Raw genomic sequence first — 14,786 nt, 5'->3', positions numbered from 1 at the left:
GGGATGAAACGGGTATTAGCAGCAATCGTCCATAATGAAGCAGGTGTTTTGAGCCGTATCACGAGTGTCTTGAACCGTCGTCAAGTCAATATCGAGAGTATCTCTGTCGGTACGACAGAACGACCAGAGTTTTCACGTATGACGATCATTGTCAACGTGAACGATTTGGCAGAAACAGAACAAGTGACTAAGCATCTGAACAAGCAGATCGATGTCTTGAAGGTTTCTGATATTACAGAAGTTCCTCATATCGAACGGGAGCTGGTGCTGATCAAAGTCAATGCGCCAACCACAAGTCGTTCGGAGATCCAAGCAGTGATCGATCCATTTCGAGCACACATTGTCGATGTGGCACTAAAAACAATCGTTGTGCAAGTTGCTGGCGATACGAAAAAGGTAGAAGCGTGCATCGAAGTTTTACGTCCATACGGCATCAAACAATTGGCACGGACTGGTGTCACTGGCTTTACAAGAGGGTAAGTGCAATTTTGAATTGCTTAAAATAAAGAAAGAATTCGGAGGAAACAAGTATGGTAAAAGTATATTACAACGAGGAAGTTACAGATAATTTAGGAGACAAGAAGATTGCGATCGTCGGCTACGGCTCTCAAGGGCACGCTCATGCTCAAAATTTACGGGACACAGGTCATGAAGTCTTTATCGGCATTCGTGAAGGAAAATCAGCGGAAGCCGCAAGAAACGATGGATTTGAGGTTTTCCCAGTAGCCGAAGCCGTTCAAAAAGCGGATGTAGTCATGATCTTGGCACCCGATGAGATCCAAGGATCGTTGTATAAAAATGAGATCGAACCGAATCTTTCTGCGGGCAATGCATTAGCATTTGCTCATGGTTTCAATATTCATTTTGATGTGATCGCGCCACCAAAAGAGGTGGATGTTTTTCTAGTTGCGCCAAAAGGACCAGGTCATTTGGTGCGTCGAACCTTTACCGAAGGGTTTGCGGTACCAGCCTTGTTTGCAGTTTATCAAGATGCGACTGGTAACGCACAAGCAACGGCTTTATCCTATGCAAAAGGCATTGGTGCCACAAGGGTCGGCGTTTTGGAAACGACCTTTAAAGAAGAGACCGAAACCGATCTTTTCGGTGAGCAAGCCGTACTTTGTGGCGGTTTGACCAGTATGATCGAAGCGGGCTTTGAAACATTGGTAGAAGCGGGGTACCAACCGGAATTGGCTTATTTTGAAGTTTGTCATGAATTGAAACTGATCGTTGACTTGATTTATGAAGGAGGCTTCAAAAAAATGCGCCATTCGATCTCGAATACGGCTGAGTATGGTGACTACGTTTCTGGTGCTCGGGTGATCACTGCACAAGCCAAAGAAAACATGAAAGCCGTATTGACAGACATCCAAAACGGCCAATTTGCGAAAGGATTCATTGAAGACAATCAAAACGGCTTCCCTGAATTCCATAAAATGCGTGAGGAAAACGGCAATCATCAAATTGAAAAAGTCGGCAGCGAGTTACGGAAAATGATGCCGTTTGTTGCGAAAGATTAGGAGGGACGCGTTTGTTGGTGACAGTTTCTGCAATCGAACAAGCCTACGAGCGACTGCGGGGAGCAGTTAGTCATACGCCGCTGCAGTATGATCGCTTTTTATCTGAGAAGTATCAAGCGACGGTCTTGTTGAAGCGAGAGGACTTGCAAAAAGTCCGCTCCTTCAAATTACGCGGTGCCTACTATGCGATCACCCAGGCAGATCCTGAACTGACTCGTCGTGGCGTCGTCTGTGCCAGTGCCGGGAACCATGCGCAAGGTGTTGCTTATACCTGTCAAGAACAGCAGATCCGAGCGGTTATTTTCATGCCGACAACGACGCCACAGCAAAAAATCGCGCAAGTCCTCTTTTTCGGTGGAGATTATGTCAAAATCGAATTGGTGGGAGATACGTTTGATGCGGCAGCCCAAGCGGCTAAACACTTTGCAAAAGAACAGCAAATGGCCTTCATTGCTCCCTTTGACGATCCTAATATTATTGCAGGACAAGGAACCGTTGCTGTGGAGATGCTGGCGGATGCTGAAAAAAAACAAGTAACGATCGATCTGGTCGTGGCAGCGATTGGCGGGGGCGGCTTGATCAGTGGAACCGCAGCCTATTTGAAAGAAAAGCAACCGAAGATAAAAGTTGTTGGAGCAGAACCTGTAGGGGCAGCCTCGATGCAAGCCGCCTTTGATCATCAAGGACCAGTGGCACTGGAGCATATTGAAACCTTTGTGGATGGTGCAGCGGTCAAACAAGTCGGAGCTCAAACCTATGCCCATGCCAAACGCTACGTGGATCAATTGGTAGCTGTGGAAGAAGGCGCAATCTGTCAAACGATTCTGGAATTGTACAGCAAGCAAGCGATCGTCGCTGAACCAGCTGGTGCCTTGAGTGTGGCAGCTTTGGATCTGATCAAAGAGCAAATCAAAGGCAAAACAGTCGTCTGTATTGTGAGTGGCGGCAACAATGATAGTTCCCGCATGGCTGAGATCGAAGAGAAATCACTGATTTATCAAGGATTGAAACATTATTTTATCGTCAACTTCCCGCAACGTCCCGGTGCGTTGAAGGAATTTGTTAGCCATGTATTAGGGCCTGATGATGATATCACTAGGTTTGAATATACAAAAAAAATCAATCGTGGAACAGGACCAGTAATGCTGGGGATCTTGTTGAAACACAAAAAAGATCTCCCCGCATTACTGTCACGAATTGAACAGTTTGACCAAAACTATATCAACCTTCAGCAAAATCAATCACTCTACTCACTTTTGGTTTAAGAAAAAACATGATTTTCCTTTGGAAGAAGAGGAAATCATGTTTTTTGCTTTTTATCGGATCATTGAACCAATCACAGGAAAATACTTCCTAATCATTAGCGATTTAGTAGGTGTTTAAGCGGCTTCTTGTTATAATAGAAAGTAGTAGCAAAGGAGTGAGCCGATGGAAGCTGTTTTTTTCCGAAATGAACAAGAAACCCAAATTTCTTATGGTGAAACACTAGCATCGGTCATGAGAGAACAGTCGATCGAGCCGCAGCAGGTGATCATTTTGACGAATCAGCGCTATTATGACCGCTTTTCAGAAAAATTGACCCGCCTGTTTTTGCCACGAGAGGTCAATTGGTATATTTGTACCAATCAAATGTATTGCAACAACTTTAGCGAGTTTAAAGCTGCAATGGATTTCTTCGGTCGCTTTTCAAAACAAGAGCCGCTGTTGATCGTCGGCTTTGGGAATGAAGGCGTGTTGGCATTGAGCAGTTTTATCCACGCGACGTCGGTTCTGACGACACAGCTTTGGCTGATTCCCGTTTCCTTGCGGGCCTTAGCTAAAAGTGTGAAAGAAATAGCGATCGTTGTGAAAAAGCCAGATATCCCGATGCTGGAAAATCCTAATACACCCGAATTTGTTATTTACGATCAGACGATCGCAGAAAAACAGATCGATGGGAAATTGGTCGATTTTTTGACTCTGATTCGTTGTGGCGTGCTTGCCGATAGTGAGTTTTTAAAAGAGCTTTATCGAACCTATCCCAGTCATCAGGCGTTGATGAGACATTCGTTGGCTGCGTATACCGATCGGTTGATCCAACTATACCAGCAATCAGGCAGCGAATTGGAGGAGTTTGGCCAACTCTTTGCTGATGCTGCTTATCGAACGGAAAATGGGCACTTGCTGTCTGATGCGATGAAATTATTCTTTGGCTTTTTGTTTCATTTTATGTGGACCGTCCAGCAGCAGCAATTGACTGTCGATCTGCCCGTGTTCTGCCAATGGCTTGCCCGATTAGGCTTTCCCATCGAATTGCCCGAGTCTTTTTCATTAAGCGAATATTTCAGTCATGTACTAGAATTGCAGCAAAAAGAAAAAAAACTGTTATTTTTGGCAAAAGTTGGTACAATAGGGGGCAGAACGAAAATCGAGGAAAAAGATCTCGTCCAGACGATGGAGACTTATCAGCGATTAATCAATGAGATTCGAGGGGTTTAAATGGAAACATATAGTGAAAAAATGTTAAAAGCATTAGCCGCGGAAGAACTGGCTGAAGCACAATTAAATTTTACCGAAGCTCTGCAAAAAGATGATGATGAGACATTAGGCGCTTTAGGTGATGAACTATTGCAGATCGGCTTTTTGGAAGAGGCGAAAACGTTATTTGAAACCTTGCAGCAACGACATCCTGATAATGAAGCTTTGCTGCTTCCTTTAGCAGAAATTGCGATGGAAGAAGACCAGATCGAGACGGCTTTTGCCTATATTGATCAAATACCACCGACCAGTGAAGCGTATTTGCAAGCCTTGCTATTGAGTGCGGATCTTTACCAATTGATCGGTATCCCTGAAGTTAGTGAAGCCAAACTAAAAGAAGCGCAAAGCATTGTGCCAGATGAACCTTTGATACGGTTTGCCTTAGCTGAGTTAGCCTTTTCGACTGATCGCTATCAAGAAGCCGTTGACCTTTATCAAGGATTGCTGGAAGAAGAAATCACGGATATTTCGGGGATCTCGATCGTTGAACGGACTGGTACATCATTGAGTATGGCGGGCAAGTTTGAAGAGGCATTGGAATATTTTGAAGCAAGCCTAGAAGACGAACAGACCGATGAGCGTCTTTTTCAAACAGCTTTAGTCTATTTGCAGCTAAAAGAAAATGAACAAGCGATTCGCTACTTGCAGCAGTTGCGGGTCATGAATCCGCAATACCGTGCCTTGTATCTTTATCTTGCAGAAGCATTGCAAGAAGAAGAGCAGCTGGAAGAAGCGCAGCGTGTGATCGAAGAAGGGATTCATGAAGATCCATATCAAGTGGATTTCTATCATTTTGCTGCCGAGAATGCTTACCGACTTCATGACAGTGAAGCAGCAGAATCATTTTTACTAAAAGCATTGGAGACTGGTGACAAAGAAGATGATACGTTACTGACCTTAAGTAATTTATACTTGAATGAAGAGCGTTGGCAAGAAGCGATCTTGACCATCGAACGAATGGAAGACAATGAACAGCCGCATGCCCTTTGGAATTTGGCGCAAGCGTATAATGCGCTGGAAGATTTTGACAAAGCAGCAAACTATTACGAAGAAGCCAATGCTGATTTGCACCATGAGCCAGCATTTATGAAAGAATATGGCATTTTCTTACGTGAAGAAGGGCGTTTACCTGAAGCACTTCATTTGCTGCAACATTATTTGGCGCATGAGCCAGGTGATTTAGAAGTACAGTCGATCGTGGAGGACTTATTAGAAAGATAGGTGAGAGAAATGAACATCAATGTACAAGAAAAGAAAAAGTTTCTTAATTGGTTAGTTTCGACCGTTTCCTTCAGCCGCCGAGAAGTCTCTTGGGTGTTAAACTATCTGGCGAACCATGAAGCGATCTTGACCAATGTTCATTTTGTAGAAGGGGCAGCCGCAGCCAAACGGGGCTTGAGTGTCCGCAGTACAGAAATTGGGGGCGAACCGTTTGTCTTGAGCATCGAAGGGCAGACCTTTTATGACATTGATCAGATTTTTCATGAGATTCGCATGAATTGGAAACAACCCTTGTATCTTGAATGTCTCTTCCCAGATTCTTGGTCGCAATCCTTTTATTTAGCAGTTTTAGAAGACAATCCTTATGAACGTTGGAACGACCACTTGGATCAAGAAATGACCCAACATGTTACCCAGTATCTTGAAAAAGAAGAAACAAAAACCAAAATCGATACCTTGTATCGGCAAATCGATCTAGCCTTGGAAAATGGGGATCGTGATGCCTTCTTAGAACTTTCCGATGAAGTAAATCGACACTTGCTCCAGCAAAAAGAAGAAAGCCGGTAACAAGCAAAAAGCAGCCCTTTAACCGGGGCTGCTTTTTTCAGTCTCTATTTTGTTTTAGAAACAGCGGTTTTGCGCTGTAAGAACCGCGACTTAGGTCTTAAGTAGGTAAAGCCTTCACCTTCGACTTCATGGACATTAATGACAGAAACAAACGCTTGCGGATCAAAGTCATGAACGATGCGCTTGACTTCAGAAATCTCCCGCCCGCTGACCACCATATAAATGATTTGTTTCGACACTCTTGAGTAAGCCCCTTCGCCCTGTAAAAACGTGACGCCTCGTTCTAATTCATCCATTAAAACAGGAGCCATCTCTTCGCTGTGATTGCTGATCACTAAGATCCCTTTGGCTGAATAGCCGCCATCTAGGATCGAATCGATCACGCGCGTGAAGACATAAGAAAAAATCAAGGTATACATCATGCGGTTCAAATCTATATAAGTCAAAGAAAGCAACAGGACGAACACATCAAAGATCAAAAGCGAACGACCGATCGTCACACCAAAGTTTTTCTCTAAAATACGTGCCAATACATCGACTCCACCAGTCGTTCCCCCGACTTTGTAGACGATCCCACTACCGATCCCTGCAATCAAACCAGCCAAGAGCGCAACGATCAGCAGATCGTGCTGCAGATCGATCAACAGGGGAACACTCTGCCAAAATGCCAACCAAAAAGACAAACCAAAAGTTCCTAAAATCGTATACACTAATGAGCGTCGACCAAGAATTTTGCCACCGATCAAAATGATCGGAATATTTAAGATCAGTGTACTGATGGCAGGATTGATTCCCCATAAGGCTCGCAGGATCAAGGTGATCCCCGTCACACCGCCTTCTGCTAAGTCATTTGGGATATTTAGATAGACTAGACCGAAGCCATAGATACTTGTACCAAAAATAATCAAAACAATATCGCGAATCGTTCGCCATGAAAAAAATGCCCGCATCCTGTTTCCTCCGTTATTCAACTTCCACAAGTATCAATGTAGCACGAAATCATTGAATGCACAACAAATCCTGAAGGGGGCTCTATCTAGGCAGGCAGCCATTCTTTTGGTAAGATAAACGAGAAAGGGTGGAGAAAATGACAGAAAAACGTTCTTTGGCATCGATGCAAGAAGAAGTCGATGCGTATATTCAGCAATTCAAAACTGGCTATTTCAGCCCCCTCGCCCAAATGGCTCGTTTGACCGAAGAAGTCGGCGAATTGGCGCGAGAAGTGAATCACTATTACGGGGAAAAAAATAAAAAAAGCGATGAAGTTGAAAAAACAGTGGCAGAAGAGCTCGGTGATGTACTCTTTGTGACGATGATCATGGCCAATTCACTAGACATCGACCTGACTGAAGTGTTTGAGGAAAATATGGCAAAATTCAATCAGCGGGATGCGTATCGTTTTGAAAGAAAAGATGGAAAAGTAAATGAAACTGACTAAACTACCAAAAGAATTTGCAGAAGCTGCACCGCTTTTAAAAAAAATCGAAGCCGCAGGATATGAAGCATACTTTGTCGGCGGCAGCGTGCGAGACACGATCTTAGGCCAGCCGATTCATGATGTCGATATTGCTACCAGTGCATTTCCAGCCGAAATCAAGGCGCTTTTTCCTCGAACCATTGACATTGGCATCGAGCATGGGACGGTGTTGGTTTTGTGGGAGCAGGCGCAGTATGAGATCACTACGTTTCGAACGGAAGCAGCCTATCAAGATTACCGCAGACCCGACAAAGTGGATTTTGTCCGTTCCCTGAAAGAAGATCTAAAACGGCGGGACTTTACCATCAATGCGTTGGCACTTCAAGAAGATGGTGTCATCATTGATCTTTTCGATGGTCTGGCAGATATCGATAATCAAATCTTACGAGCAGTGGGTCACCCCCAGGAACGTTTCCATGAGGACGCCCTACGAATGATGCGGGGGCTGCGTTTTGTCAGTCAATTGGGCTTTGTTTTAGAAACAGAAACATTGGCTGCTATCCATGCGAATCATGCCTTGTTGGGAAAAATCTCTGTTGAACGGATCATGATTGAATTCGTGAAATTGCTGTTAGGCAATCATCGGAACCAAGCACTACGGGCGCTAGTAGAAACCGAATGCTATATCTATTGCCCAGGCTTGCGGGAATACGGTGAGGCGTTACTGCGGATGGCAGACCTGCCAGCGATCCCATTAGAAAACGAAACGGCGGCCTGGGTTTTGCTCATTGACCAAATGGGTTTAGCGCCAGAGGCAGTCCGCAGCTTTTTAAAAGCTTGGAAATGTTCCAATGACTGCATCCGCCAAGTACACACGGCTTATCAAGCACTGCTCGCGCGTCGAAACGGCGAATGGAATGACCTAGTGTTGTATCAGTTCGGTCTAGAAGCAACCTGTTTAGCCGAAGGATTATTGCGTTATGACAATCAGCCCAACGATCCAGCAAAAATCAGTCAGCGCTATCAGCAGCTGCCGATCCATTCACTGAAGGAGTTGGCGATCAATGGACGTGATTTACTACAAACGATCGATCGTTCTTCTGGTCCGTGGCTCAAAGAAGTCTTGACCGCTGCCGAAGCTGCAGTCATCACACGAAAAATCCCTAATGAAAAAGAAGCACTATTAGCGTTTGTCCAAGCGTATTTAGCAAAGGAGGGATAACTGAAAAATGGAAAGCAAAAAAGAATTTATCGTGGGACAGCAAGACACTGCGGCTGTTTTGGGTTCTGGGGGATTAGACGTTTTAGCAACCCCACGATTGGTAGCAATGGTGGAAAACACCTGTTGGGAAGCCCTTGAGCCTACTTTAGATAAAGGGTTTACTACCGTCGGTACAAAGTTTTCGATCAATCATTTGAAGCCTTTACCAGTTGGAGCGACGATCACAGTTCTTGTACAGTGGGAAAAAGAACAGGGGCTCCAATTTCATTATCAGGTAATAGACGAAAAACAACAGATCATTGCCAATGGGACGCATCAACGAGCGGCAGTGGAAATCTCTCGGTTCATGAAAAAAGTCAACGAAAAACAAAGTTAATTTGTGTCCCGATGGCGACTATGTGTTAGAATTAAAGTGTATTACTAATAAAAAGGAGCGTTTTGTCATGGCTAGAGAAATGAAAGCTTTAAAATTTTATTTCCGTAATGGAGAAACATGGACGATTGAGCGCCGTTACATCGGTGACTTGTGGATCAAACAAATCACGACCAGTTTTGGCCGCATCCACGGAAGCGAATTTGTTGAGATTCATCCATGTGCTGGGTTCAAAATTGAAATATTCCAAGAAGGCGATCATGTGGCAACGCATGACATCAACTTAGGTGGGCTTGAATTAGGGATGTTTGCCCGTGCGTTGAAATATGAAGATATCGAACGGATGGAAATTCTTTACCGTAACGGTACACCGGATCTTGTGTATTTCCCATATAAGGACAAAGATACGGAAGGATTGGATAACGTATACCAATCAACAAAAATCAGTGAGAAAACGAAGAGCCTTTATATCGTGATCGACCCGAACCAGACAGTCGATGATGTTTATAAAGAACATTTCGAAGAATAAGAAAAACGCAGAACCAGTTGGTTCTGCGTTTTTTTTAGAATGATTCTTGGAACATATCCGTATACTTTTTTAATAAAAAATAATCTTCGGCATATTCATCTTTTAAAACGATCGTATCGCCAAAGAAACTCTTACGTGCATGTTGGATGATACGATGCTGAATATCTTTTTCTAAAAGGTAATCGATCTCAGACTGTTTCAGGTTTTGTGCAGCAGTCGCCCGATTCTTTTCTAAATATTGCAGCAAATCGTACTCAAGGTGTCCCGCACCGTTGATGACTCGTTTGTATTCGATTTTGTCAATTTTCATCTGCTCACACTCCTTGCTATTAAAGTACCTTAGAAAAGAACAAAGGGGGAGGTGGGCGAATCGAAATTACATAAATCTTTAAAAAATGGACCGTTTGTTAATGTTATCTTAAGATTTGTCAGCAAAAAGGAAAGAAAAACGAATCAAGTGCCAGTATTTTTCGAACCATCAGCAAACGGTTCTTTTTCCTTTTTCTGATGGACGGGTCCTATATTAGCGATCCCATCTAGACCACCGGCATGTCCGCCGACTAATTTGCTGCGAGCAATGGCGCGAGCGCCTTCCATTCGGCTTGTGGCGTGAACGATCGAAGTGAAGCCATATTTCTCACGAATCTTATCGATGATCAAATCTAATTTACGCTGGCGCAACTGCGCTTCTGCTTGCTCAAAAAGATCCAGCTGGACATTTTCTGTATAAACCAATTTTGAATAGGTAATACCGATGTGGCGAACGACTTGCCCGGTATAAAATTTTCGAAAGAGAAATAGGCAATGAGCGACAAGTTTACGGGTATTGTCAGTTGGCGGGATTTTCATTTGCCGGGAAAAACCAGAAGCAGTTTCACCAAAGGCTACGCCGATGTAAACATTGATACAAGCGGTCTGACAATGATGGCGGCGAATTCGAGCGGCAACTTGCTCCGCCATTTCCTTGATGACGATCTCGATTTCTTCTTGTAAATAATAATTGCGATGTAGAACTTGGCTATTGCCGTAGCTTTTTTCCATCACTTGTGGTGTCGGTTCAGATAAAATCGTGCGATCAATGCCGTGGGCGTGATGATAGAGCTGCTCGCCAATGATCCCCATGCGACTGCGTAAAAGATCAGGACTGGCGTGAGCCAATTGTTCGATCGTTTCAATCCCCATCAAGTGAAGTCGTTTTTCTGTGCGCCGACCGATCCCCCAGAACTCTGTCATAGGGGCGATCTGCCAAACTTTTGTCGGTACATCGTCATAGGTCCATTCAGCGATCAAGGAACGATTGTGTTTGGATTCGTTATCTAAAGCTAGTTTTGCTAACAATGGATTATCGCCAATGCCGATGGTGACATACAATTTCGTTGTTTCGTAAATGTCTTTTTGAATTTGCTGGGCAATCAACCAACGTTTTTCTTCGCGAGAGATCGTTTTATCGGGAATGAAAAGATCCAGTGTACGGGTCAGATCCATCATCGTTTCGTCGATCGAATAGAGCAGCAAGTCGTCTTGTCCAACATATTTGCGAAAGACATTATTGACTTTGGTGTTTTCTTTGATATAAAAACTCATACGCGGCGATGCTTTGTACAAATCGGGATGTGTCGGCAGGTTGTCATTGCGAGTCACATTTGAAATCCCCAATACCGATTTTGCCTTTGGGGAAGCTGCTAAGACTAAGCCGTTACCAGTATTGTCAGAATGTGACATGACGACCAGCATCGCTTGGATAGGATCTAACCCGCGAGAGATGCATTCGACAGAAGCATAAAAACTTTTGACATCTATAAATAAGATATCGCGTTTTGGCTCGAGCGCATAATTAAAACCACCCATTTTTATCACTCCTTACCGAGATTATACGAACGTTTGTTCTTTTTTGTCAAGCGAACAGGAGTGGATGAGGGGGATTTGTTTTTTTATAGAGAGATTATTTTTATTTTATAATGATGGGAAATGTTGGTTTATAAGGAATACATTCATTTCAGATTATCAGAATTCGATTGGACATAAATACGGGATTTTGTCTTTTTACCCGAAAAACGGATAAAAAAACAGCCGCTCCATTGGACCGACTGTCGTAGCTTAAATCAATTTTCGGCAGGTAGGGTTGCAAACAAACTTAAGAGATTGCCGTCTATGTCTTTGACAATGGCATAGCGTTGCCCCCAAAAGGCAGACCAAGGTTCTATGAAAGACTGATACCCGGCAGCAACGACTTTTGCATGAAGGGCATCAACTTCTTCAGGAGAATCACATAAAAAGGCTAATTCAATCGTATCACCCACAGTCATTGGTGCATGTCCGTAGATCCCAGCAACCATCTTGCGGCTATTCAAGGAGATGCGAACCCCGTCGTTTGCTAATTCCATATAATCTTCTGAGTGCTGACCTAATGGCGTGAAGCCAAGTACTTGATAAAAAGCCAGTGCCTGTTCCATGTTTTTTGTGATAATACCGACCATATCTAGTTTCATTGTTTTCTTCCTTTCATGTGGGTGTTCTTTGCATAACAGTCAATGCAGTTGCTAGTAATGATGATCACCTTGTTTCTGTCAGACGGTAATGGTGCAACCGTTCAGCCAACGTACCAGTGTGTAGTTCAAACAAATGGTTGTCATCGTCATAAAAATAAATAGAAGCACCTTCGCCTTTGATGCGAGAACGATCTTTTTCGATCTTCAATCCTAGTCCTTGGATGCGCGTAATCAAGGAATCGATTTGAGATTGATCGATTTTAAAGGCAATATGGTTATACGTTTTCGGCAGCTTTTGGGAGGCATCCTCCATAACAGCAAGCCATAAGCCATCGATCAAAAAGAATTTTTCTGGGAAGTAAGAATGGGGCTGGTCTCGGCTATCATAAATTTCCTCTGCTTCAAACAATGTTTCCAGCATCGTTGTCGTCTTTGCTAAATTCTGTACGAGCAACGTGATATGGGAAATCTCCATCGCATCAACACTCCTTTGTTATGACGAAATAGGGGAAAGAGAAACAATCAGTATCAAAATAAGCATTATATTAGTGATTGTGAAATACCAAGAGGAAGAGCAGAACATAAAACAGTGCATCTGTTGCGCAAGGAATAAGTTTCTTCTTGTATTTTGTCCAAAAGAAGACATTTATTAAGAAGAGGACAATCACCGTCGGTAGGCTAAAGGTCCAAGCAGGGTGTTTGATGAAAATGAAAATCATATTTCCAATAAGTGCAAAAAGAAAAGCGCCATAAAACAGACGATAGTTACTAGGTAGATACGTAAAATTGCCAAGCATGGGTTCACCTCCTATAGGCAGTATAGCATGAAAGGGTCGATCGGAGATCAAAGTATACAGAAAAGGCGGCAACGGGAGAGAGCGGCTTCATATTATGGTTATTGCCAAAATCATCTCGCGCATAATCGCGGGAGAGATACTGCAAAAAATTTCGGAAAATAAAGCTGCCGCTAATCGCCCCTGAAACTTTTGTGGTTGCTCATGGGTTCGCCTTATTCTTCCGCCAGAAAAAAAGCAGCAGTGCATTCACTAAGTGAATTTGGCTACTGCCTGCTTTTTTTATGATGGACAAAGAGAGACAATAAAACGATGAAAAGAATAGTTATTCGAGGTGTTCCAGGAGAAGCTTTTCTGAGCAATTTAGGCAAAGGATCGGCGCGTTTATCAGTGCTAATTCTTTTCTGGGTTTTAGTTGGTAAGCAGAAGCTTTCGGCGGAAACGGCCATTTTGTCCAAACGACTTCCCCTGTGTCGATCACTTTTTTGCAATGGTTGCAACGAAACTCTTTTTCTTCTTTGTTAAACATTTAATTTCTCCTTTTTTCTATACATTATACATTAAAATTTATTTTTGTGACTTTACAAAGAAATGGCCTAAAAGTCTAAAGAAGAGAAGTGAAGAAGCAGCTAAAACAAAGAGCAATCAAGGAGACGGTGCAATTACTATCTAAGTTTGAAAGAACAAGGGCTAATAGAAGGGGAGTTCGATTCAAAACTATCACCTCAAAGCTAGTTTTTACAAAAAAAAGAAGTTCGCAAACGCCTTGGTTATCAGCGTTTGCGAACTTCTTAAATAGCATTATTTTGTTTCGCGGTGTAAAGTAACTTTTCTTTCACGTGGGCAATATTTTTTCTTTTCCAAACGATCAGGATTGTTACGTTTGTTTTTGTTTGATAAGTAGTTGCGTTCTTTACAAGAAGTGCACTCTAATGTGATGTTTACGCGCATGATTTTCCCCCCTAACGATACAAGAATCCTCTAAGAAATCTCTCAGACTAAAATATAATAGCATGTTTTGTGCGGGAATGCTAGCTTTTTCCTGAAATTCGTTAAGTAGTTTTACTTGACGAATTACTTGAAACGCATTAGTCCAATTTGCTCTGGATATCTTCGATCATTTTGGTATAGGCGATCGGACCGTTGTAGAGCCAGCTTGATTCGGGACTGAATTCCCATAAATGATTGTTTTTGACTGCATCAAGATTTTGCCAGACTTGTTCGCTGAAAAAATCAGCGCCTTTATCACTATTCACTAAAATCAAGTAATCGGCATCCAATTCTGCCAATTTTTCCAGAGAAACGGCAGACCAGTCAGCAGTGGCACTTTCACTGATTTCTGAAACAAGGGAGGGAACTTCAAACCCGAGTTCGTGATACAGCAGTTGACCGCTTGATTTTGTTTCTGAAACCATGAAGACAGAGTTATTGACCACCCATAAAACAGCGATCGACTTGCCTTGGATTTGATCAGCGTACGTTTCCTTGGTAGCAGCGACTAAGTCATCATAATCAGCTTCTACTTGGGCAGCTTGCTCTTCTTTGTGTAACACCTTTGCAATATCTGTCAGACGTTCCCGCCAAGTCACGTCCTCGCCATTTGTGACCACATAGGTCGGCGCGATTTTACTGTATTGATCATATTTGTCGCCTTCCACCATGGAATTGCTATCCATCAGCAGCAGGTCTGGCTCAAAGCTCAAGACATCTTCAAAGGGCAGATCGTAGTTGATCCTTGGAACCTCCGCCAGTTTGTCTTGCAAGTATGCTTGATCACTGTCATTGCCGACGGTCCATTGAGCAACCGGTGTTACCCCTAAAGCGACCAAATAATCTTCCAAATAACTACCAATCACCCGCTGTGGGTTTTCGGGAACAGTGACTTCATTTCCCATCGCATCGGTAAAGGTTGTTGCTATTTCTGAAGAAGTAGTGGCTGATCCACTGCTATCCGTTGAGTCATTATTCGTGCTGCAAGCACCCAGTAGGGTAAGGGAGCAGGCAGCTAGCAGGGTAAGCCAAGTACTTCTTTTTGACCATTGTTTCATAGAAACACTTCCTCCTTTGTTACATGTTGAGCACTTATTATTTTAATTGAGAATAGTTCTCATTTGCTGATAGCTATTATCACGAAGAA

Annotated in this window: 19 protein-coding genes; 10 read left to right on the top strand and 9 right to left on the bottom strand. The window is 43.2% G+C overall.

The annotated features are described in order from the left end of the window. Positions 1–3 precede the first annotated feature (3 nt). The 6 genes from ilvN (at position 4) to IGK61_RS11740 (ending at position 5,825) form a co-directional block, all read left to right on the top strand. Entirely contained in the window at positions 4–480 is a 477-nt protein-coding gene (gene ilvN, locus IGK61_RS11765; RefSeq protein ID WP_005229349.1) for an acetolactate synthase small subunit, read from the top strand. Positions 481–530: 50 nt separating this feature from the next. After that, entirely contained in the window at positions 531–1,520 is a 990-nt protein-coding gene (gene ilvC, locus IGK61_RS11760) for a ketol-acid reductoisomerase (RefSeq protein WP_005229350.1), read from the top strand. Between the two features lie 11 nt (positions 1,521–1,531). Continuing rightward, positions 1,532–2,785, top strand: a complete 1,254-nt coding sequence (ilvA, locus tag IGK61_RS11755) for a threonine ammonia-lyase IlvA (RefSeq protein WP_034695989.1) — start codon at positions 1,532–1,534, stop codon at positions 2,783–2,785. A gap of 163 nt (positions 2,786–2,948) precedes the next feature. After that, the gene (locus IGK61_RS11750; protein WP_074536675.1) at positions 2,949–3,998 is read left to right on the top strand and encodes a hypothetical protein; all 1,050 of its coding nucleotides are present in this window, start codon (positions 2,949–2,951) and stop codon (positions 3,996–3,998) included. Continuing rightward, positions 3,999–5,258 (top strand): tetratricopeptide repeat protein, encoded by a 1,260-nt coding sequence (locus IGK61_RS11745; protein ID WP_005229356.1) that lies wholly within the window; start codon positions 3,999–4,001, stop codon positions 5,256–5,258. It begins immediately after the preceding gene. Between the two features lie 9 nt (positions 5,259–5,267). Beyond that, positions 5,268–5,825, top strand: coding sequence for a YpiB family protein (locus IGK61_RS11740; protein WP_005229358.1), 558 nt, complete (start codon positions 5,268–5,270; stop codon positions 5,823–5,825). A 44-nt stretch (positions 5,826–5,869) separates the two neighbouring features. On the opposite strand, the gene IGK61_RS11735 is transcribed toward IGK61_RS11740, so the two are convergent. Next, a complete protein-coding gene (locus IGK61_RS11735) occupies positions 5,870–6,775 on the bottom strand; it encodes a YitT family protein (RefSeq protein WP_010749295.1) in 906 nt (301 codons plus the stop codon). 137 nt (positions 6,776–6,912) lie between these two features. Between IGK61_RS11735 and IGK61_RS11730 the strand changes: the two genes are divergently transcribed. The 4 genes from IGK61_RS11730 to IGK61_RS11715 all read left to right on the top strand — a co-directional run bounded on the left by IGK61_RS11730 (position 6,913) and on the right by IGK61_RS11715 (position 9,366). Then, positions 6,913–7,263, top strand: coding sequence for a nucleotide pyrophosphohydrolase (locus IGK61_RS11730; protein WP_005231912.1), 351 nt, complete (start codon positions 6,913–6,915; stop codon positions 7,261–7,263). Beyond that, positions 7,250–8,464, top strand: coding sequence for a CCA tRNA nucleotidyltransferase (locus IGK61_RS11725; RefSeq protein WP_005229364.1), 1,215 nt, complete (start codon positions 7,250–7,252; stop codon positions 8,462–8,464). Before IGK61_RS11730 ends, IGK61_RS11725 begins: the two co-directional genes overlap by 14 nt. A gap of 7 nt (positions 8,465–8,471) precedes the next feature. Beyond that, a complete protein-coding gene (locus tag IGK61_RS11720; RefSeq protein WP_438844863.1) occupies positions 8,472–8,840 on the top strand; it encodes a thioesterase family protein in 369 nt (122 codons plus the stop codon). Between the two features lie 67 nt (positions 8,841–8,907). Further along, entirely contained in the window at positions 8,908–9,366 is a 459-nt protein-coding gene (locus IGK61_RS11715) for a hypothetical protein (RefSeq protein WP_005229368.1), read from the top strand. Between the two features lie 34 nt (positions 9,367–9,400). Here the strand turns inward: IGK61_RS11715 and IGK61_RS11710 are convergent, their stop codons facing one another. The 8 genes from IGK61_RS11710 to IGK61_RS11675 form a co-directional block, all read right to left on the bottom strand. Then, positions 9,401–9,676 carry a hypothetical protein gene (locus IGK61_RS11710; RefSeq protein ID WP_074536673.1) on the bottom strand — a complete coding sequence of 92 codons (276 nt, stop codon included), beginning with the start codon at positions 9,674–9,676 and terminating at the stop codon, positions 9,401–9,403. Positions 9,677–9,819: 143 nt separating this feature from the next. Next, positions 9,820–11,214 carry a Y-family DNA polymerase gene (locus IGK61_RS11705; RefSeq protein WP_074536672.1) on the bottom strand — a complete coding sequence of 465 codons (1,395 nt, stop codon included), beginning with the start codon at positions 11,212–11,214 and terminating at the stop codon, positions 9,820–9,822. 254 nt (positions 11,215–11,468) lie between these two features. Continuing rightward, positions 11,469–11,855 carry a VOC family protein gene (locus IGK61_RS11700; RefSeq protein ID WP_074536671.1) on the bottom strand — a complete coding sequence of 129 codons (387 nt, stop codon included), beginning with the start codon at positions 11,853–11,855 and terminating at the stop codon, positions 11,469–11,471. 64 nt (positions 11,856–11,919) lie between these two features. After that, the gene (fosX, locus tag IGK61_RS11695; RefSeq protein ID WP_074536670.1) at positions 11,920–12,330 is read right to left on the bottom strand and encodes a FosX/FosE/FosI family fosfomycin resistance hydrolase; all 411 of its coding nucleotides are present in this window, start codon (positions 12,328–12,330) and stop codon (positions 11,920–11,922) included. Between the two features lie 70 nt (positions 12,331–12,400). Continuing rightward, complete coding sequence (locus IGK61_RS11690; RefSeq protein WP_074536669.1) at positions 12,401–12,652, bottom strand: hypothetical protein; 252 nt, start codon at positions 12,650–12,652, stop codon at positions 12,401–12,403. A gap of 322 nt (positions 12,653–12,974) precedes the next feature. Further along, entirely contained in the window at positions 12,975–13,178 is a 204-nt protein-coding gene (locus tag IGK61_RS11685; protein ID WP_074536668.1) for a hypothetical protein, read from the bottom strand. Positions 13,179–13,450: 272 nt separating this feature from the next. Then, complete coding sequence (rpmG, locus tag IGK61_RS11680; RefSeq protein WP_005229384.1) at positions 13,451–13,600, bottom strand: 50S ribosomal protein L33; 150 nt, start codon at positions 13,598–13,600, stop codon at positions 13,451–13,453. 137 nt (positions 13,601–13,737) lie between these two features. Next, positions 13,738–14,697, bottom strand: coding sequence for an ABC transporter substrate-binding protein (locus IGK61_RS11675; RefSeq protein WP_074536667.1), 960 nt, complete (start codon positions 14,695–14,697; stop codon positions 13,738–13,740). Positions 14,698–14,786 lie beyond the last annotated feature (89 nt).

The sequence above is a fragment of the Enterococcus sp. AZ063 genome, assembly GCF_051715045.1.
GTDB classification, from domain to species: Bacteria; Bacillota; Bacilli; order Lactobacillales; family Enterococcaceae; genus Enterococcus_D; species Enterococcus_D casseliflavus.
The sequence above is the reverse complement of the archived record's forward strand: the minus strand, read 5'-3'. Positions and strand labels throughout refer to the sequence as shown.

Bases quoted from the DNA above. Each gene is read 5' to 3' on its own strand.
- ilvN (WP_005229349.1), top strand. From the start codon at position 4: ATGAAACGGGTATTAGCAGCAATCGTCCATAATGAAGCAGGTGTTTTG.
- ilvC (WP_005229350.1), top strand. From the start codon at position 531: ATGGTAAAAGTATATTACAACGAGGAAGTTACAGATAATTTAGGAGAC.
- IGK61_RS11750 (WP_074536675.1), top strand. From the start codon at position 2,949: ATGGAAGCTGTTTTTTTCCGAAATGAACAAGAAACCCAAATTTCTTAT.
- IGK61_RS11745 (WP_005229356.1), top strand. From the start codon at position 3,999: ATGGAAACATATAGTGAAAAAATGTTAAAAGCATTAGCCGCGGAAGAA.
- IGK61_RS11740 (WP_005229358.1), top strand. From the start codon at position 5,268: ATGAACATCAATGTACAAGAAAAGAAAAAGTTTCTTAATTGGTTAGTT.
- IGK61_RS11735 (WP_010749295.1), bottom strand. From the start codon at position 6,775: ATGCGGGCATTTTTTTCATGGCGAACGATTCGCGATATTGTTTTGATT.
- IGK61_RS11730 (WP_005231912.1), top strand. From the start codon at position 6,913: ATGACAGAAAAACGTTCTTTGGCATCGATGCAAGAAGAAGTCGATGCG.
- IGK61_RS11725 (WP_005229364.1), top strand. From the start codon at position 7,250: ATGAAACTGACTAAACTACCAAAAGAATTTGCAGAAGCTGCACCGCTT.
- IGK61_RS11720 (WP_438844863.1), top strand. From the start codon at position 8,472: ATGGAAAGCAAAAAAGAATTTATCGTGGGACAGCAAGACACTGCGGCT.
- IGK61_RS11715 (WP_005229368.1), top strand. From the start codon at position 8,908: ATGGCTAGAGAAATGAAAGCTTTAAAATTTTATTTCCGTAATGGAGAA.
- IGK61_RS11710 (WP_074536673.1), bottom strand. From the start codon at position 9,676: ATGAAAATTGACAAAATCGAATACAAACGAGTCATCAACGGTGCGGGA.
- IGK61_RS11705 (WP_074536672.1), bottom strand. From the start codon at position 11,214: ATGGGTGGTTTTAATTATGCGCTCGAGCCAAAACGCGATATCTTATTT.
- IGK61_RS11700 (WP_074536671.1), bottom strand. From the start codon at position 11,855: ATGAAACTAGATATGGTCGGTATTATCACAAAAAACATGGAACAGGCA.
- fosX (WP_074536670.1), bottom strand. From the start codon at position 12,330: ATGGAGATTTCCCATATCACGTTGCTCGTACAGAATTTAGCAAAGACG.
- IGK61_RS11690 (WP_074536669.1), bottom strand. From the start codon at position 12,652: ATGCTTGGCAATTTTACGTATCTACCTAGTAACTATCGTCTGTTTTAT.
- IGK61_RS11685 (WP_074536668.1), bottom strand. From the start codon at position 13,178: ATGTTTAACAAAGAAGAAAAAGAGTTTCGTTGCAACCATTGCAAAAAA.
- rpmG (WP_005229384.1), bottom strand. From the start codon at position 13,600: ATGCGCGTAAACATCACATTAGAGTGCACTTCTTGTAAAGAACGCAAC.
- IGK61_RS11675 (WP_074536667.1), bottom strand. From the start codon at position 14,697: ATGAAACAATGGTCAAAAAGAAGTACTTGGCTTACCCTGCTAGCTGCC.